The following is a 19,831-nucleotide window of genomic DNA, read 5'->3' as shown; positions in this document are numbered from 1 at the left end:
ATTTGATGCGATATCAACATTGGCAGAGGAAAGTGAAAATCCGCAGCGTGATTTGCCCAAAGGAATGATTTACTCTTTACTAATTTGCACCGTTGTTTATATCATATTAGCACTGGTTCTAACCGGTATGGTGCCTTATGATATGCTTGGTGTGAGCGATCCATTGGCTGAAATATTTAAACTAAAAGGTGTTAAATGGATGTTGTTTATTGTCTCTATTGCTGCTGTGGTAGCCATGACAAGTGTTTTATTGGTTTTTCAAATGGGGCAGCCTCGTATTTGGATGACTATGAGCCGAGATGGATTAATGCCTAACCGCTTTTCATCTATTCATCCAAAATACAAAACGCCCGGCTTTGCAACAATTGTAACAGGATTTGTGGTTGGAGTTCCTATCTTTTTTACTGACGAAAATTTTGTACTCGATTTTACAAGTATTGGTACTTTATTTGCGTTTGTGCTAGTTTGCGGAGGAATTTTATTATTACCCAAAAGAGAAAAAGTAGCTGGAAAGTTTCATCTGCCATATATTAATGCAAAATATATTGTTCCTGCAATTTTTATTATTAGTACAGTACTTATGCTTAGCTATAATATGCAGTACATAAAATCATTGTTAGATGTAAAAGGAGAAAACTTTACATCTAACATTAGCATGATACTTTTCTTTGTACTTTTTATTGTAATGGCAATTTTGTCTTTTCTAAGAAATTTGTCGTTTATACCTGTTGCTGGACTTTTGTCTTGTTGCTATTTACTTACAGGAATGGCTGCTTCTAATTGGATTTGGTTTTTTATTTGGTTTGGAATTGGCCTTTTAGTTTACTTTTTATATGGTTATAAAAACAGTAAATTAAACAAACAATAATATGCGCATATTAATAAAAAATATTAAAACATTAGTTCAGGTTGAAGAAAAACCAAGAACAATGGTTATTGGGAAAGAGATGAAAACCTTACCCTGCATAAACGATGCGTGGTTAGCAATAGAAGATGGATTGATACTTGATTGTGGAAGTATGAATGACTTTCCAGGAATTACTGATTGGAACAATTTACATTTAATTGATGCCACAGATAAGCTTGTATTTCCAAGTTGGTGTGATTCTCATACACATATTGTTTACGCGGGCAGCAGAGAAGGTGAATTTGTAGATAGAATAAACGGACTTACCTACGAAGAAATTGCCCAAAGAGGAGGAGGTATTTTAAATTCTGCCACAAAGCTTAGAAATACATCGGAAGAGGAATTGTTAGTATCTGCCAAATCAAGAATTTCGGAAATAACATCTATGGGAACCGGAGCTGTTGAAATTAAAAGTGGCTACGGGCTTACCGTAAAAGATGAGCTTAAAATGCTCCGAGTAATTAAAAAACTAAAAGAATCATCTGAGTTAACAATTAAAGCTACATTTCTTGGGGCACACGCTGTTCCTATTGAATTTAAAAGCAATAAACGTAAATACATTGATTTGCTATTAAACGAAATGATTCCTGCTGTTGCACAAGAAAAGTTAGCCGATTTTTGCGATGTGTTTTGTGAAAATGGATATTTCTCGAAAGAGGAAACTATCGAAATTTTGGAATGTGCCGGGAAACATGGAATAAACGGAAAAGTTCATGCCGAGCAATTAAGCCACAGTGGGGGGATAGAAGCAGGTGTGCAATGCAATGCAATAAGTGTAGATCATTTAGAGTTTACAAACGAAAAGGATATAGAACTCTTGAAATTGTCAAAAACAATGCCAACGGTGCTTCCGGGAGCAGCTTTCTTTTTAGGATTACCATTGCCTCCAGCACGTAAAATGATTGATGCCGGTTTACCTATTGCAGTTGCTACCGACTACAATCCCGGAAGTAGCCCAAGTGGAAATATGAATTTTATGCTGTCTTTATTATGTATTCAATATAAACTTACTCCGGAAGAAGCAATTAATGCCGCAACTATAAATTCTGCTTATGCAATGAATGTAGAAAGAGAGTTAGGTAGTATTGCGATAGGAAAAAAGGCAAATATTTTTATTACAAAAGAAATTCCATCTTATTCTTTTATTCCATACTCGTTTGCCTCTAACCAAATTGAAACAATAATTTTAAATGGAAAAATTATAAACTAATTATATGGATACAATTATAGTTCTGTTTTCTTTAATCATTCTAGCCTCAGTAATACTAATTGGAGTATATTTTATACTTAAACAGTTTTTTGACCAAGAAGAAAAGAAACGCAATTTCGAAATAAAAAAAACTACTGCAGAGCAACTTGTTCCTCTCAAATTGCAAGCTTACGAACGAATGATTTTATTGTTGGAAAGAATTTCTCCAAACAGTTTGGTTATGCGTGTAAACAAATCTGGCGTGAGTGTTCGTTTTTTTCAGGGAGAATTAATTAAAAATATAAGAGGTGAATTTGAGCATAATCTGTCTCAACAAATTTATATTTCACCTGCGGCATGGGAAATGGTTAAAAGCGCTAAAGAAGAAATTATAAAACTGGTAAATCTAGCATCTACACAAGTAAAAGAAACTTCGGACCCACAAGAATTAGCACAGAAGATAATTGAACTATCAGCTCAATTAAAAAAGCTTCCAACCGCAGTTGCAATTGATTTTATAAAAAAAGAAGTATCTCAAAGCCTTTAATTTATGAGCGATATTAAAAATAGACAAGATAAATTTATAACAGATTCCGGAATTGAAATTAACCAAACATACCCACATAAAAATAGTGTAGTAGAAGCTCCGGGCGAATTTCCATATACTAGAGGCATTTCAGACTCTATGTATCGTAGTAAATTATGGACAATGCGACAGTATGCGGGTTTTTCAACTGCGGAAGAGTCTAATAAGCGATATAAATATTTATTAAAAAACGGCACAACTGGATTGTCTGTTGCGTTCGATCTTCCAACTCAAATTGGGTATGATTCTAACCATGCTCTTTCGGATGGAGAAGTTGGTAAATCTGGTGTTGCAATAGATTCACTTGCAGACATGGAAGTATTGTTTGATGGAATTAACTTGGAGGAGGTAAGCACATCCATGACTATAAATTCAACTGCATCGATATTATTAAGTTTTTACATAGCAGTTGCAAAAAAACAAGGAGCTGACATTAAAAAAATATCTGGTACTATACAAAATGATATTTTGAAAGAATATGCTGCACGAGGAACATATATTTATCCTCCTCAACCTTCCATGCGAATTATTACAGATATTTTTGAATATTGCAGTAAAGAAGTTCCACGTTGGAATACCATTTCAATTTCCGGTTATCATATAAGAGAAGCCGGTTCTACAGCTGTTCAGGAATTAGCATTTACCTTGGCAAATGGAAAAGCTTATGTAAAAGCTGCCTTGGAAAAAGGATTAGATATAAATGTTTTTGGAAAGAGATTGTCATTCTTTTTTAATGCACACAATAATTTCTTTGAAGAAACTGCAAAGTTTCGTGCGGCAAGAAGAATGTGGGCAAAAATAATGAAGGAGTTGGGTGCAACCGATCCTAAAGCTCAAATGCTTAGGTTTCATACCCAAACAGGAGGTTCTACATTAACAGCTCAACAACCTCATAATAATATTTCAAGAGTTACAATTCAAGCATTAGCTGCTGTAATGGGAGGAACTCAATCTTTACACACCAATGGATATGATGAAGCGTTGGCACTGCCAACAGAAGAAGCTGCAAGAATAGCTCTACGTACACAACAAATAATTGCCTTTGAAAGTGGTGTTGCCGATACAGTAGATCCTTTGGCAGGAAGTTATTTTGTAGAAAATCTTACAGACGATATTGAAAAAAGAGCATTTGAATACATGAAAAAAATTGATGCAATGGGTGGTGCTGTAAGTGCTATTGAACAAGGATATATTCAAAATGAAATTGCAAAATCGGCTTTTGAGTACCAACAAAAAATTGAATCGAAAGAAAAAATAATAGTTGGCGTGAATAAGTTTGATGTTGTAGAGAGCAATAAATTCGACCTGTTTAAAGTAGATGATTCTATTCAGAAAATACAGATAGAGAAAATTGAGAAGCTAAAACAAAAACGAGATAATAATGCTGTTAATACATCTTTACTGCAACTTGCCGGAGCGGCTAAAGATGGTTCAAACCTAATGCCATTTATCTTAACAGCAGCAGAAAACTACTGCACCCTTGGCGAAATAGCGGATACGCTTAGATCTGTATTTGGCGAGCATAAATAAGCTATCTTTTTTTGTGAATATTTGTTAAAATGTTTTTTGCTTGTTTAAACAAGTATTAACTTGTCTACATGCAAAAATATTTAGTTTTATTCGCTCAGCTACTTTTATTAAACCAACTTTTTTCTCAACCTAAATTTCAAGGGAAAGCTGCTTTGAGCGCCAAAGTATATGGCAAAATAATCGATTCTCAAACAAATCAACCTCTTGAGTTTGTAACAGTAGTTTTAAAAACAAACAAAGACAGTCTGCTAACGGGTTCTCTTTCTAAATCAAATGGCGATTTTATGTTAGATGGAATTACTTACATGGGGCCATGCAAATTATATGTTTCGTTTATTGGCTATAAAACCTTAATAAAGCCTATTTCCATTAATCCGCAGCTTGTAGAGCAAGATATTGGCAATTTAAAATTTGAACCCAATATTGAACTTTTAAAAGAAACCGAAGTAGTTTCTGAGAAAAGCACTGTTCAAATGAACATTGACAGACGAGTGTATAATGTAGATAAAGATTTATCTACCAAAGGCGGGAATGGCTTGGATGTTATGAAAAATGTTCCCGGGCTTGCCGTAGATGCAGATAATAATGTAACACTCAGAAATAGCAATGTGCAAATTTTTATTGATGGAAGACCAACTACCTTACAAATGAATCAATTGGCGGCTGACCAAATTGAGCAAGTAGAGGTTATTTCCAACCCATCTGTTAAGTTTGATGCTTCTTCTTCCGGTGGAATTGTAAATATTGTTATGAAAAAAAATGTAAAGCCAGGCTACAATGGTCTTGTAACACTTGGTGTCGGCACTAATGATAGATACAACGCCAATGTAAGCTTGAATTTCAAAAAAGACAAAATAAATTTAAGCGCGGGTTACAATTTTAATAAGGGCAGCAATCCTACCAAAGGATATGTTTATAGAACATCGTATAAAAATGAAACTCCTTTTTCTTATTATGATCAAGATGCTGATAATTTTAATACGGCTCAAATGCAGAATGTTCGTTTGGGTTTAGATTATTCAATGTCAAATAGAAGTTCGATTTCGTTTACAGGCTTTTTTATGCAAATGATACATTCTAGTGATGATGTGCAGGTTTTTAAATTTTCCGATTCAGATAAAGTTGTTACACTTTATGGCGACAGACTTTTTAAAATGGAGGGAAAGTCGAACACTTTTTCCGGACAAATATTTTTTAAACATAAATTTCCTAAACCCGGAAAGGAGCTTACTTCTGATTTAACATACAACAAAACGTTGGGAGTTCAGTTTAATGAAAACACAACAAGTAATTATATTTCAGGAAATTTATTGCTTCCAGAGAATCCTGTAATTGATAATTTAACTACGGACGACAATACGAATGTTGCCACCTATCAATTAGATTTTGTAAATCCCATTTCCGATTCTCTTAAAATTGAAATGGGATTTAGAAGTAATTATAAACTTAGTAGTTACGTAAACACTGCAAAAAAATATAATTACACAGATGATGCATATTATGTTGACACATTTCTAACCAATGTTTTCGATATTACAGAGATTATAAATGCCGGCTACTTCAATTATATCAGAAAACTAAAAAAGGGTTTTGGATTTCAAGCTGGATTGCGCTTTGAACAAACATATTTTGTTGGAAATATACCTAATAAGGAACAATCTTTTTCGTATAGCTATCCGTCTAAATTAGAAAATTTGCAAAACGCTTTTTTTCCGGCAATCTATTTTTCTAAGAAAATGAGTAACAACCAAGAGTTTCAACTAAATTTTTCTAGAAAAATAAGTAGAGGTAATTTTTTTCAAATGAATCCCAATGTTCATTTTATTGACAAGCAGAACATTCGAATTGGAAATCCTAACCTAAAACCCGAATTTATAAATATGGGGGAGGTTAATTACAACAAAATTTTTTCTACTGGCAACGTATTGGTTTCATTGTACTCTAAGTACGTTACTGACCCACACACACTTTATTTTTATCAATCACCTACCGATTCTAGTTTATTCATAAATACCTTTATAAACGCTGACAATAGATTTGTTTATGGAATTGAAAAAACAATAAAATGGAGCCCTTCTAAGAAAATGGATATTACCTTTAATGTGAATACATTTAATACTAATCTTACGGCTGGTAATCTTACTAACTCTGGTTTTACTTTTAGTGCAAAATCCATTATTGCTTACCGACTTCCATTCAACATATCTGCGCAGTTAAATGGAGATTACGAGCATCCAAGAATATTACCTCAAGGAAAAACGAAATACAGATATGGTATTGATTTTTCAGTTAATAAAATTATAAGTAAAGCTTGGAATGTAAGTTTTTTAGTTAGCGATATTTTTAATAGTAGACGATTTGGTATGGATTACGAAACACCGGAATTTACGCAGGTTACACAACGTAGAAGAGAAGCACGTTTTTTTCGCATAAGTGCTACCTATAATTTTGGCAAACAAGATTTAATGCAAAATCGAAATACTAAAAAGCGAGAACCTGGAATGAATTCCGGTGGTGGCGATGAGATGTGATTTTGCATCATACTGCTCTTAGTATGACCCAGCAATCGATTAACAAATATTAACTACAATTTCCAATTCTGCACACTACATTTTTGTAAATTACCCTAAAATATTTGTTTGATAACCCTAACTGAAATACACAAATCATATAAAATTGCGCAAACTTCAATGCATGTGCTTAAGGGCATAAATATGCATGTGGCGGAAGGCGAATTTGTATCGATTATGGGTTCTTCCGGATCCGGAAAATCTACTTTACTTAATATTCTTGGATTGCTTGATAATCATGATAGAGGAGAATATCTATTAAACAATACCAAAATTTCTAATTTGTCACAAACAAGAGCAGCCCAGTTGCGCAATCAATTTTTAGGGTTTGTTTTTCAATCGTTTAATTTGCTGGCGTTTAAAAATGCGCTTGAAAATGTAGCTCTACCATTGTATTATCAAGGAGTTTCTCGCAAACAGAGAAATATACTGGCAATGGAATTACTTGAAAAAGTTGGATTAAAAGAATGGGCGAATCACTTGCCTAGTGAATTATCCGGAGGACAAAAGCAGCGAGTTGCAATTGCAAGAGCAATTATTACAAATCCAAAAGTTATCCTCGCAGATGAACCAACCGGAGCTCTAGATTCATCAACATCACTAGAAGTAATGACTATTTTTAAAGAATTAAACAAACAAGGACATACAATTATAATTGTTACTCACGAAGACGACATTTCTAAAATGACCGACAGAGTAATTAGATTAAAAGACGGATTAATTATACCTACGTAATTTAAAAATAACTCGCTACTTAATAATTTTTGCACGTGTTTGATAAAGAAAAATGGTTAGAAATATACAGCACAATTAGCAAGAATAAGTTGCGCACCTTTCTTACTGCATTTAGTGTGGCATGGGGAATTTTTATTCTTATAATTCTGTTGGGCTCCGGTAAAGCTTTGCGCAATGGAGCTGAGTCGCAATTTAAAAGAGATGCCTCCAATAGTATTTGGATTAATGGAGGGCAAACAAGTATTCCCCACAAAGGTTTGAAGCCAGGTAGAGACATTAAACTAACCAACGAAGATTTCGATTTATTAAAATCAAAAGTCAAAAGTATTGATAAAATAACCGATACCTACGATTGGAGAGGCTCCCGTGTTTTATCGTACAAAAATCAACATGGGAATTTTTTGGCTCGTTCTTGCCAACCCGATCACATTTACCTAGAGAATGCAACTCTTGTTGAAGGTCGTTTCATAAATCAATTGGATATAAAACAATGTAGAAAAGTTTGTGCAATGGGACTTCCAGTGAAAAAATTTTTATTTAAAGACGAAAATCCAATTGGAAAGGATATTGATGTGGATGGAATTAAATATACAGTTGTGGGCTTGTTTAACGACCCCGGAAGAGGAGATAACGACAGAATATACATTCCGGTATCTACTGCACAAAAAGCGTATAACGGAAAAAATGATATTAGTGTAATATGGCTAACCACAGGAGATGCATCTATCGAAGAAAGTGAGCAAATAAGGCTTGATATAGTTAGTTTATTGGCACAAAAACATAATTTTTCGGCAGAAGACCCTAAAGCAATTGGTGCATATAACAATGTTGTGGAGTACTTGCGAATTATGAATATGCTTGACGGTATAAAAATATTTATTTGGATAATTGGTATTGGCACAATCATATCCGGTATTGTAGGAGTAAGTAATATTATGATGATAGTGGTAAAAGAAAGGACCAAAGAAATTGGAATTAGAAAAGCGATTGGCGCAACTCCAATTTCTATTGTTACACAAATAATTCAAGAGTCGGTTGTAGTTACTGGCATTGCAGGCTATGTTGGCTTGTTATTTGGAATACTACTAATAGAACTGTTTAACAAACTTGAATTAAATAGTGATTTTTTTAAAGACCCGGAAGTTGACTTAAGTATTGCACTAACTGCAACACTTGTGTTAGTATTTTGTGGCGCAATAGCAGGTTTTATACCTGCAATGCGTGCTGCAAAAATACAACCGGTAGAAGCACTTAAAGCTTAGTAAATAAAATGCTTGACAAAGATAACTGGCAAGAAATTTTTGCCACCATTCGTAAAAATAAACTCAGAACATTCCTTACCGCATTTGGAGTGTTCTGGGGGATATTTATGCTTGTTATTATGTTAGGTTCCGGGAATGGGTTGCAAAATGGAATTTTAAAAGAGTTTGAAGGTACAGCAACCAATAGTTTTTTTATGTGGACTCAAAAAACATCGAAAAATTATAAAGGAATGAAAGAGGGGAGAAGCTACAGTTTTAATTTGCAAGACATGCAAGCTCTTAAACAACTTCCGGAACTTGATGTTGTAACTGCCGAAAATCAACTTGGTGGATATGGATCAAACAATAATGTTGTTAGAGGTACTAAAACAGGTAATTTTACTGTGTTTGGCGAATTTCCGGAAAAGAAAAGCATTGAATTTGTAAAAGTAGTTAGTGGAAGGTATATCAACCACAACGATATTACAAATTGCCGTAAAGTTTGTGTTATTGGAAATAAAGTAAAGCAAGTACTATTTTCTAAAACAGAAGATGCCTTAGGAAAATATATTCAAGTAAATGGCATTTATTTTATGGTAATTGGCATTACACAATCTACAGCCTCAGGTGGGCAAGCAATAGAACAAGAACAAAAAGTGTTTATTCCATTTACTACATTTCAACGTGCGTTTAATTATGGCAATAAAGTAATGTGGTTTGCCATAAAAAGTAAAGACGGAATTCCCGCATCGATAGCCGAACAAAAAGCAATTGAAAAAATAAAAGAACGACACAAAATTTCTCCGGACGATTTAACCGCTGTCGGGCATTGGAACATGGAAGAAGAGTATAATAAACTTAGTGGATTATTTTCTGGAATTAGAATGTTGGTTTGGTTTGTAGGAACAGGAACTTTAATTGCAGGAGTAATTGGAGTAAGTAATATTATGCTGATAATTGTAAAAGAACGAACTAAGGAAATTGGCATTAAACGTGCCATTGGAGCTACTCCATTTGCTATTTCTTCACAATTAATTATTGAATCTGTATTTTTGACTTCTATTGCAGGGTATTTAGGTTTACTAGCCGGAATTGGTTTGTTGGAATTAATATCGTCCATTTTACCAAAAGAGGATGGAAGTATGTTTCAAAATCCGGAAGTAAATATTGGTGTTGCAATTTCTGCATTATTTATTTTAATACTATCGGGTGCATTAGCAGGAATAATACCGGCAAAGAAAGCTGTTAGCATTAATCCCGTAGACGCGTTAAGAGCTGAATAATTACTTAAAAAAAGAACAAAAATGATTAAGAAAATTGTAAAGTTTGCATTAGTTTTTTTACTGATTGGGACATTCATTTGGACTTTTTATTTTTTATATAAAAAGTCGGAAAAGCCCCCGGTGGTATATAATACAATATCTCCTGCAATAGCTACTATTATTAAAAAGACCGTGGCAACAGGTTCTATATTGCCCCGCAAAGAAATTTTAATAAAACCTCAGGTTTCGGGTATAATTGAAAAAATTTACGTGCAAGCAGGCGAACTCATAAAGCAAGGAGATGTGATTGCGAAGATTAAAATTATTCCCAATATGATTAATCTAAATAATGCCGAAAATAGGCTTAATCAAGCTAAAATCAACTTGGATAATGTGGTGGTTGAGTACGATAGAAATAAAAAATTGATGACACAACAAGTAATATCCAATGCAGATTTTTTACAAGTTGAATTGCGCTATAATACAGCAAAAGAAGAACTGGTTGCTGCAGAGAATAACTTACAATTAATAAAAGAAGGTGTAACTAAAAACTCTGGACAAGCAACCAATACGCTTATTAAATCTACTATATCCGGCATGCTATTGGATGTACCTGTAAAAGAAGGCAATTCAGTTATTGAAAGCAATACGTTTAACGAAGGCACAACAATCGCATCTATAGCTGATATGGGCGAAATGATTTTTGAAGGGAAAGTAGATGAATCGGAAGTTGGCAAACTACAAACTGGTATGGATTTGGTTTTAACTGTTGGTGCTATTGAAACAGAAAAATTTGATGCAAAACTAGAGTATATTTCGCCTAAAGGTGTGTTAGATAATGGAGCCATTCAATTTCAAATTAAAGCTGCTGTTAAAACTAAAACAAGTCAGTTTTTAAGAGCCGGATACAGCGCCAATGCAGATATTATTTTGGCGAAAAAAGAAAATGTACTCTCGGTACCGGAAAGCGTATTGCTATTTGAAAATGACAAAACATACATCGAGGTAGAAGAATCTAAAGACAAATACAGCAAAAAGGAAATCAAAACGGGATTGTCTGATGGTATAAATATTGAGGTGGTAGAAGGAGTAACTGCTACAGCCAAAATTAAATCAGGACAACAGCTTTAATTTTTTCTCAATTCTAGTTTTGACAAAATATACTGTTCTATTTCTTGCTGATTTTGTGGTTCGAACCATTTTATTTCAGCGTCTTTCCGGAACCATGTTAGTTGGCGTTTCGCAAAATTTCTAGAGTGTTGTTTAATAAGTTCAACCGCATTTTCCAGCGTTGTTAGTCCGTCTAAGTAATCAAAAAGTTCTTTATAACCAACGGTTTGCAAGGAATTTAAGTGCTTATAAGACAGTACACTTTTTACTTCGTCCAACAATCCTTCTTGCATCATGATATCCACACGACTGTTTATATTCTCATAGAGAGTTTTTCTATCCGTATTTAAGCCAATTTTAATTATAGCAAATGGCCTATCAATACTATTTCTATTATGAAAAGAGGAAAATGCAATTCCGGTAGATTTGCATACTTCTAGTGCTCTAATAACTCGTTGCGGATTGGCTTTATCTACTTTTCGGTAATAGATTGGGTCGAGTGTTTTAAGTTCTTCAAGCAAATGGTCTAAACCATTTTCTTTTAGTTGATTGTTTAGCTCTTCACGTATCAATAAATTTCCGGAGGGCATTTCATCCAAACCATTACAAATAGCATTCACAAAAAGTCCGGAACCTCCTACCAAGAAGAGAATATCGTGTTGCAAAAATAGTTTAGCAATCAAATCAATACATTGCTTCTCGTAGTCACCAACAGTATAATTGGTATTAATTGATAAATTATTTATAAAATGATGTGTTACCTCAGCAAGTTCTTCTTTACTTGGCTTTGCAGTACCAATCGAAATTTCTGAATAAAACTGTCTGGAATCTGCCGAAATAATTCCAGAATTAAACTTTTTTGCCAACTGTATAGAAAGCTTAGTTTTTCCAACAGCTGTTGGTCCAACCAATACAATTAGTGTTTTTTTACTCGCCACGTTATCTAATTTACTAAAAAAAGAGTGTTTATCTAAGATACTAACTATATAGATACATCTGCTAATGCGTTATTGTCAGCTAGTTTCGTAAAAGGTTACAAAAAAACGTGAGTTTATTTTTATAAAATCTACAAAAAAGCATATCTATTTCTAGATATACCCGTACAACCACCCAAACTCTGAAACATATGACAAATAATCTTTTTAGTAAAAAAGCCCTTTTAACTTTTGTTGGTTGTTCAATGGCATCTTTTTATTCTTTTGCAACCAATGGATTAGTAAAAAAAGAGGTTGCTGCAAACAAAGAAGTAGAGAGTACAAAAATAGTAGGAGAGTGGGTAATTGATAATACCAAATCGGTTGGTATTGACGGAGAAAAAATAAAAGATAAACATAGTTATGTGTTTTGTGAAGACAATACTTATTTCTATAGTTGTGATGGAGGTGTGTTAACAGGTGATTTTAAAATAAATGGAAACAGTATAGAAATGACATTGCCTTCAAAAACAGCCAAAGGAGAGCCTGCTAAATTTATAAAAATATACTCCAACGTTACCAATGATAAAATAGAATGGTACTATTTTACTTCAGGTAAAAAAGTAACAGAAACCTATAACAAAAAAGCTTCTAAGGTTTCTTCGAGCTTAAGTGTGAGATAAAAAACTATTTCTTGTCAAGAAAAGACGAATACATCCAAACAAGCTTCTCTTGCGCTCTAATATAATCACTCATTAGAGCGTTTGTGCCTTCATCATCCGCATCAGCAGACAATTTTAATAAACTACGCTGCAGCGTGATTGTTATTTTGAATGAGTTTAATATGTCTTTTACTGCTTTAATTCCATCGTTTACCTCGTTACTTTCCACAATTTTCGAAACTTTTTTATATCCTGAATAATTATGGAAAGGCGTATAACCCAACGTAAGAATACGTTCTGCTATTTCATCAATTTTAAGAAGTAAATCATTATAGAGCTCTTCAAATTTCAAGTGTAGTTCGAAAAATTTTTCGCCTTTGATATTCCAATGATAGCCTCTTGTATTTTGGTAAAATATAGAATAATTTGCCAAAAGCTCATTTAATGAGGAAGCCAACTTAGCTGATTTTCCGGTATCAAGTCCGATTGAATTAATTTTGCTCATAGTTTAGGTTTAGAAGTTAGTTGTTGAGGTAATTGTTATTTTTTACTAAAAATAGTTTAAATAGTAATAAAATAGGTATTTTTAGCACTGTTTATTTAAAAAATATGAGAGATTTATTTTATACAATATTGGTGGCTTGGATTGTTTGGAAAATATACGAAAGCTTTACTATGGGTAAAAATTCAGGGCGTCCTAAAGGTCCGTTTTTCAATACAAACTCTGGTAAACCGCAAGGTACATCTAGTTCCAAAGCAAGCGATGATGAATATGTAGATTACGAAGAAATAAAATAGTCAACAGTCGTTCAATTCTAAAGAAATTAACCTTCAATCAAATTCAAATCGAAGTAACATGCAAAACAACTTTCTAAAAAAGTTATTGCCTCATTTTATTGCGGTAGTATTTTTCTTACTTATTACAATTATTTATTTCAAGCCTATTTTTTTCAAAGGTAAATCGATTAAACAAGGTGATATTGTAAGTGTAATTGGCATGTCCAAAGAGCTGAAAGATTACAGAGAAGCAAATCACAAAGAAACTTTTTGGACAAACGCTATGTTTGGTGGTATGCCTACATACCAGATTACGCCTCAGTATCAATATAATTTTATAAAATATGTAGCTAGGGCATTTGGGGCATTTCTTCCGCAACCGGCATGGTTTTTCTTTATCTACTTACTTGGGTTTTATATTTTAATGTGTGTGCTTAAAATTGATACATGGCTTGGTGTATTGGGATCAGTAGCGTTTGCTTTTTCTTCCTATTTCTTGGTTATTCTCGAAGCCGGACATATTACCAAAGCGCATGCTATCGGCTATATGCCGCCTCTTGTTGCCAGTATCATTCTTTTGTTTAGAAAACAATATTGGATAGGAGGTTTTCTATTTGCTCTGTTTTTCGCACTTGAAATATCGTGTAATCACGTCCAAATTACTTACTATTTCGGAATATTCTTGATCCTGTTTTTTGTTGGTTATTTTATAGCAGAAGTTATTCCTCAAAAACTATACAAACATTTTGCAATTGTTGTTTCTATTTGTGTTGGTGGTGTACTCATTGCGTTAGGTAATAATGCTACCAATATGATTGCAACGTATTCCTACGCAAAACATTCTACCAGAGGTCAATCGGAGCTTACGTTTAACAACCAAAACAAATCTACCGGACTAAGCAAAGACTATATAACACAATGGAGTTATGGTATTGGCGAAATATTTACCTTTTTAGTTCCCGATTTTAAAGGCGGTGCAAGCGGTTATATAGGGCAAGATTCAAAAGATTTAAAAGGCGTTTCAAGCCAGTTTAAGGAATATGTAGCGCAATCTGATAGGTATTGGGGAGAACAACCTTTTACATCAGGCCCCGTTTATGTGGGCGCAGTAGTATTGGTACTATTTGTTCTTGGTATTTTTATTATTGACGGTTACTTTAAATGGGTATTGGTTGCGGGTACGCTGCTATCGATTTTGCTTGGTTGGGGAAAAAATTTCTTTCTTACCGAACTATTTATTGATTATTTCCCTGCTTACAATAAGTTTAGAAGTGTTACCATGATATTGGTAATTGCAGAGTTTTGTATTCCTCTATTAGCGGTTTTAGCACTGGATAAGCTTTTAGTAGAGCTAAAAAACAATGGTAAATTATTAGTATTCAAAAAAACGATTCCTTACAATAGGCTTTTCATATACGTATTTGGAGGTTTTTCGCTGCTGTGTGTGTTGTTTTACATGGCTCCCGAATCATTCAATGATTTTTTAAAACAAAGCGAAAAGCAAGAAATGTACATGCAGATTGCCAAGAGCAACTCTAAAGAAGTAGCTGACGAATTTTTGCAAAACATAGCACTTGCACGCATAAACATTTTCAAGGCAGATGTACTGCGTAGTCTAGGGTTGCTGATTATTGCCGGATTGGTAATATTCTTTTCTGTACGATTTAAAGTAGAACGAAAATATATTATTGCAACAATTCTATTTATTGTTTTTGTTGATTTGTGGAATGTAAATAAAAGATATTTAAACGATAAAAGCTTTGTGACAAAGACAGAAATGACCAATCCGTTTAAACTTACAAAAGCATCGGCAGAAATTCTTAAAGATACTGAGCTTGATTACAGAGTGCTAAACATTGCAGTAAGTACATTTAACGATGCCAGTACTTCTTATTATCACAAATCAATTGGAGGATATCATGCTGCAAAACTAAAAAAATACCAAGAGCTGATAGACTACCACATTGATAGAAATATTGAAAACATAAAAAATACACTACAAACAAATCCAACGGATTCGAGCATAAATAAAACTTTTTCGGAACAAGGCGTTTTAAATATGTTAAATATGAAATATTTGATATTTAATCCGGATGCTGAACCGCTTGTAAATCCCTACAGATTAGGTGCTGCATGGTTTGTAGATACTTACAAAATTGTTGCAAGCGCAGATTCTGAAATTTTTGCAATGACAGATTTCAATCCTAAGAAAGAAGCCATTGTTACGAAAGATTTTGAATCTCAATTACCCAAAGGTGTTATCAGTAGCTCGAATGCTTCAATTAAATTAGAATCGTATCAACCGAATAATTTAGTGTATTCTTCTACTAATACAAGCGATGGTGTTGCTATTTTTTCTGAGATATATTATCCTAGTGGTTGGAATGCCTTCATTGATGGCAAACCCGTTGAACACTTTAAAGCTAATTATGTTTTAAGAGGCCTATTTGTTCCAAAAGGAGCACATAAAATAGAGTTCAAATTTGAGTCGAAAGAAGTACAATTAGGAGAAACTGTTGCACTAACATCTTTCATACTTTTAATTGGATTTGGGGCTATTGCCGGTATAAAAGTGTTTAAAGCACAAGAAAATAACAGTTAGAGTTTGTCTTCAGAATATCTTTTAAAGGTAATTAGATAGTAGAAGCTTTTAAAAAAGCGCACTATCTGATTTTATAAGCGTAACCCCAATTTAGCATTAGTAAAGCTTCCGTACTTATTCATAACACTAAAAGCCTTACGAATCCTTAGTTGTAGCTAGTTGTATTTTCCAATTGCTTATTTATGGTTTATGCTATTAATTACTACGCTAACTAGTGCAATTTTGCAGTTTATTAATTGAACTACGAAAGAAAAACTTATCCTCTTTTATCAAAATAGGTTTTTATTTTGTAAGCAATTAACTGATTAGTGGCTTTACTTCCGCCACTGTAGGTACTCATATTCTTCTCAATAGTTTTTAGTTGATTATAAATCGTGGCAATTGTAATATTATCGTATCTAGATTGATTGTCCATAACCATAAGTAAATAATCAGTATATTCTACCTGCAAATTCTGAGCAAAGGTATTTGTATTACTAGCACTGAAAATACCGGAAGTTAAATCAGTAAAAACCTCTCCTAACTTATAGGTGTTCCCGTACAATTCACTGTCAGTAATTCTTTTTAACACTTTTGGACTAAAAAAATGTACCAAAGTATTTAACTGAACATTTAATACAATTTGATGCAACTTCGGATCTTCTGTAGTTCCAAAAAAGTCGAAGCTTCTGCGTTGTGTTTGCAGGTAGTTGTATAAATACTGGTGCGATTTAAATGTATTCCCATTAAAAATGCCATTTACCAATGCTTTCATTGCTCTTTTTTGATCTGCATATGATACCGGTGTATAAGGTTGTTTTGCACCAGTTTGACCAACAAAAGCTCTATCTATATAAACTCCGCCAACGTATCTAGATATAACTGCAGAAGAAGTTGAATATTCATTCATTACTAAACCATACGCATTTTTCAACTCTTGGTAAGATTTATCTGTTTGAGAATACTTAGCTTTTAGCTTTGGAATAAGGGAATTGCACAAGTCCATTCGTGAAGATGCATACGTAATTGCATCGCTACTCATATCTCCAACATTGATGCGAGGATCTATCCCCGAGCCGGAACTGCGCATATCATCTGCATCATTTCCAAATGCCAATTCAGGTTGGGTAGAACGAGAGGCTATATCATTCAATCGTTTTTTCTCCGCTTCTTCATCATCTAAACCAACAGAGTAGGCGTATTCTATTGCCCATTTATCATAGGGCCCAGGTTTAGTAGTGTAATAGTTACCTTGTTTCGTTCTATCTGGCGAAATATTTACGGCAGGATAATCCATTACCGACCCCGTCAATCCTATTGTTTCGGTAATTTCTTTTTTATTAATATTCTCAATCGAATTTAATTGGCTTGACATCATGTTATGATTCAATCCTAGCGTGTGCCCCATTTCGTGCAGCACTAAATAATAAATTGATTCTTTTATCAATTCCTTTTCATGTTCGGCAGTAGCGCCAGTAGCAGCTAAAACCTGCTGTCCAAACAAATTAGACTCGTGCATATAATCATTTAACATGCAAAAATTTTCATTGTGTGTATTGTTAAGCAATTCATCCATCATACCAATAGGAGCATCGTTAAATAGTTTATCTAACCGTACTCTATTGGTTATAAAAATGTACTCCAACATAATATCAGCACCAATAATTTGTCCGGTACGTGGATTGTCAAAACATGGACCATAACCGCCAAATGGGGGTTGTGGAGAAGATGTCCAACGCAATACATTGTATCTGATATCTCCAGCATCCCAATCTGCGGTATCTGGCTGAATACGTATTTCTATTGCATTTTTAAAGCCGGCTTTCTCAAATGCCTCGTTCCATCTTAATCCTGCCGTTTTTATGGTTTCTCTATATTCTATCGGAGTTGTGTTTTCTATCCACCATACAATAGGTTCTACCGGTTCTGAAATTAAAGCATCTTTATCTTTTTTCTCTAAATGCCATCTGCTAATTACATCGCGGTAGTTGGTAGCATTTCGGGTCGTCATGTCATTAACTCGTTCTGTAAAGTATCCAATTCTAGGGTCGTCTAACCTTGGTTTAAAGTTAGAGGATGGTACTTCAATTAAACTGTGCTGAACTTTAATTGAAACATATCGGTCGTCTGCAATATCAAGTCCACCACGAACAGTAGGAGAGGAATTGTCATATACATATTCAACAACTATATCTGTATTTGCCGGATACGACTTTATAGAAACATATTTTGATTTTTCTTTACTTAATGAACCTAAAGAGAAAAACCCTGTAGGTGCAGTATATTTTACCTGACGGAAGGCTTCGCTCAAAAACAAATCGTCTGATTTTATTAAATATTCACCTTTTTCTTTATCCTCGGCTACTATTGTTTGAGCAGCCAATGTAGCATTGCTTATATTGGCATTAGCAGCCTTACTAATTGGGTTTTTAGGGTCGAAGTAGTAGTTTGTATTTTGAATTTCAAATTCAATTTTATTGAAATATTTTTTGGGCTTAAATATTTTACTTTCAGAAAACGCTCCTCTAAAATGCCCTGCAGCCAATACACCATCTGTAGTGTGGCTAAAAAAGATATATTCTTTATCCAATTGATTTTTTTTAACCAACAAAAACGTATTTCCTGCAGCCGAATCTTGATACAGGGTAAACAAGCCTTCTATCTTTCTGCATTTTTTTATTGTTTCTGCAATAGTTTTTGTAGCAGTAGACGAAGTGCTTGCAGTACTTGTAACTACAGCTTTAGCATCCTTTGCCGGTTGTTTTTTCTTTTTTGAAAATAGTTGAGCGTAATTAGTGGTGTTTACTGCAACAGCAAAAATTAGAAGTAAAAAATGTTTTAACATGATGTTGTTTTTTCAAATGTACTTTAATGTAAAATAAAGAGTAGGTTATTTATCCTTAAAAAGTGTTAAAAAGTAGTCCCATAGGGCTTCTTTGGGTGGTTGGGCAACTATAATAAGCGGTTCGTTTTTTACGGGATGTATAAACTCCACTTTTCTTGCATGCAAATGAATAGAAGCATCTTTATTGGTTCTATCAAAGCCATATTTTATATCACCTTTTATAGGGCAGCCCATGTGTGCAAGCTGCACGCGTATTTGGTGATGTCGGCCTGTAGCAGGCTTTATCTCCAATAAATAATAATGCTCTGAGTTTGCTAGTGTCTTATAACTAAGTTCGGAGCGCAGTGCACCATTCACCTCTTTGTCAAAAGCTTTCGATTTGTTTTTTTTCTCGTCTTTAATAAGGTAATTAACTAATATGCCTTCCGATTGTTTGGGCTTATTTTTTACTACAGCCCAATACGTTTTTTGTATTTGTTTGTTTTTAAAAAGTTCGTTCATGCGACTAAGCGCTCTGCTTGTTTTGGTAAATAATACAATGCCACTTACGGGACGGTCTATTCTGTGGGTAGTTCCTAAATAAACATCTCCGGGTTTATTGTATTTTTCTTTAATGTATTTTTTTACAAAATCACTTAAGGGAGTATCGCCTGTTTTATCGCCTTGCACAATATCCGAAGGGCGCTTATTTACAGCAATAATATGATTGTCTTCGTAAAGTACTTCCGGTAGTTGATTTGCTGACATTGGGTGCGTATAAAGCTTTTGTAAATATAAGAAATATACGTGTTGAATGTTTTTGATAATCTAGCTTTGACTTGCTTTATATTTGTGGGCTTTTTTAGGGTTTTAGCTACAAAAAATGCCTTTTTGGCAGCTTTATTGTTCGTGTCAGTTCATAAAAAGGGTTGCAATCTGTCAA

The 19,831-nt window shown here is 33.9% G+C and carries 16 protein-coding genes; 12 read left to right on the top strand and 4 right to left on the bottom strand.

Annotation, left to right across the window (positions count from 1 at the left end; all coding sequences use genetic code 11):
• The 9 genes from J0M08_08640 to J0M08_08600 all read left to right on the top strand — a co-directional run.
• On the top strand, window positions 1-868 hold an 868-nt coding region (locus J0M08_08640), incomplete at its 5' end, for an amino acid permease (protein ID MBN8703119.1).
• A gap of 1 nt (window position 869) precedes the next feature.
• Window positions 870-2,117 (top strand): imidazolonepropionase, encoded by a 1,248-nt coding sequence (locus J0M08_08635; protein MBN8703118.1) that lies wholly within the window; start codon window positions 870-872, stop codon window positions 2,115-2,117.
• Between the two features lie 4 nt (window positions 2,118-2,121).
• Window positions 2,122-2,643 carry a hypothetical protein gene (locus J0M08_08630; GenBank protein ID MBN8703117.1) on the top strand — a complete coding sequence of 174 codons (522 nt, stop codon included), beginning with the start codon at window positions 2,122-2,124 and terminating at the stop codon, window positions 2,641-2,643.
• Between the two features lie 3 nt (window positions 2,644-2,646).
• Window positions 2,647-4,212: a methylmalonyl-CoA mutase gene (locus tag J0M08_08625; GenBank protein MBN8703116.1), complete on the top strand. Its 1,566-nt coding sequence runs from the start codon at window positions 2,647-2,649 to the stop codon at window positions 4,210-4,212.
• 68 nt (window positions 4,213-4,280) lie between these two features.
• Window positions 4,281-6,743 carry a TonB-dependent receptor gene (locus J0M08_08620; GenBank protein MBN8703115.1) on the top strand — a complete coding sequence of 821 codons (2,463 nt, stop codon included), beginning with the start codon at window positions 4,281-4,283 and terminating at the stop codon, window positions 6,741-6,743.
• 108 nt (window positions 6,744-6,851) lie between these two features.
• Window positions 6,852-7,517 carry an ABC transporter ATP-binding protein gene (locus tag J0M08_08615; protein MBN8703114.1) on the top strand — a complete coding sequence of 222 codons (666 nt, stop codon included), beginning with the start codon at window positions 6,852-6,854 and terminating at the stop codon, window positions 7,515-7,517.
• Between the two features lie 35 nt (window positions 7,518-7,552).
• Entirely contained in the window at window positions 7,553-8,779 is a 1,227-nt protein-coding gene (locus J0M08_08610) for an ABC transporter permease (GenBank protein MBN8703113.1), read from the top strand.
• 8 nt (window positions 8,780-8,787) lie between these two features.
• Window positions 8,788-10,041, top strand: coding sequence for an ABC transporter permease (locus J0M08_08605; protein MBN8703112.1), 1,254 nt, complete (start codon window positions 8,788-8,790; stop codon window positions 10,039-10,041).
• A 24-nt stretch (window positions 10,042-10,065) separates the two neighbouring features.
• Window positions 10,066-11,151, top strand: a complete 1,086-nt coding sequence (locus J0M08_08600; GenBank protein ID MBN8703111.1) for an efflux RND transporter periplasmic adaptor subunit — start codon at window positions 10,066-10,068, stop codon at window positions 11,149-11,151.
• On the opposite strand, the gene miaA is transcribed toward J0M08_08600, so the two are convergent.
• A complete protein-coding gene (miaA, locus tag J0M08_08595; GenBank protein MBN8703110.1) occupies window positions 11,148-12,068 on the bottom strand; it encodes a tRNA (adenosine(37)-N6)-dimethylallyltransferase MiaA in 921 nt (306 codons plus the stop codon). The two genes, J0M08_08600 and miaA, sit on opposite strands and share 4 nt — an antisense overlap.
• A 188-nt stretch (window positions 12,069-12,256) precedes the next feature.
• On the opposite strand from miaA, the gene J0M08_08590 reads away from it, so the two are divergent.
• Window positions 12,257-12,727: a hypothetical protein gene (locus tag J0M08_08590; GenBank protein ID MBN8703109.1), complete on the top strand. Its 471-nt coding sequence runs from the start codon at window positions 12,257-12,259 to the stop codon at window positions 12,725-12,727.
• Window positions 12,728-12,731: 4 nt separating this feature from the next.
• Here the strand turns inward: J0M08_08590 and J0M08_08585 are convergent, their stop codons facing one another.
• Window positions 12,732-13,211, bottom strand: coding sequence for a DNA starvation/stationary phase protection protein (locus J0M08_08585; GenBank protein ID MBN8703108.1), 480 nt, complete (start codon window positions 13,209-13,211; stop codon window positions 12,732-12,734).
• Window positions 13,212-13,315: 104 nt separating this feature from the next.
• Here J0M08_08585 and J0M08_08580 point away from each other — a divergent pair, with 104 nt between their 5' ends.
• Entirely contained in the window at window positions 13,316-13,504 is a 189-nt protein-coding gene (locus J0M08_08580; GenBank protein MBN8703107.1) for a hypothetical protein, read from the top strand.
• Between the two features lie 58 nt (window positions 13,505-13,562).
• A complete protein-coding gene (locus J0M08_08575) occupies window positions 13,563-16,085 on the top strand; it encodes a YfhO family protein (GenBank protein ID MBN8703106.1) in 2,523 nt (840 codons plus the stop codon).
• A 256-nt stretch (window positions 16,086-16,341) separates the two neighbouring features.
• Here J0M08_08575 and J0M08_08570 read toward each other — a convergent pair whose 3' ends face one another.
• Both J0M08_08570 and J0M08_08565 read right to left on the bottom strand, forming a co-directional pair.
• Window positions 16,342-18,909: a zinc-dependent metalloprotease gene (locus J0M08_08570; GenBank protein MBN8703105.1), complete on the bottom strand. Its 2,568-nt coding sequence runs from the start codon at window positions 18,907-18,909 to the stop codon at window positions 16,342-16,344.
• A gap of 45 nt (window positions 18,910-18,954) precedes the next feature.
• Window positions 18,955-19,656 carry an RluA family pseudouridine synthase gene (locus J0M08_08565; protein MBN8703104.1) on the bottom strand — a complete coding sequence of 234 codons (702 nt, stop codon included), beginning with the start codon at window positions 19,654-19,656 and terminating at the stop codon, window positions 18,955-18,957.
• Window positions 19,657-19,831 lie beyond the last annotated feature (175 nt).

The sequence above is a fragment of the Bacteroidota bacterium genome, assembly GCA_017303975.1.
In the GTDB taxonomy this organism is placed as follows: Bacteria; Bacteroidota; Bacteroidia; order JAFLBG01; family JAFLBG01; genus JAFLBG01.
Note: the sequence above shows the minus strand (reverse complement) of the source record. Positions and strands in the feature narration are given on the sequence as shown.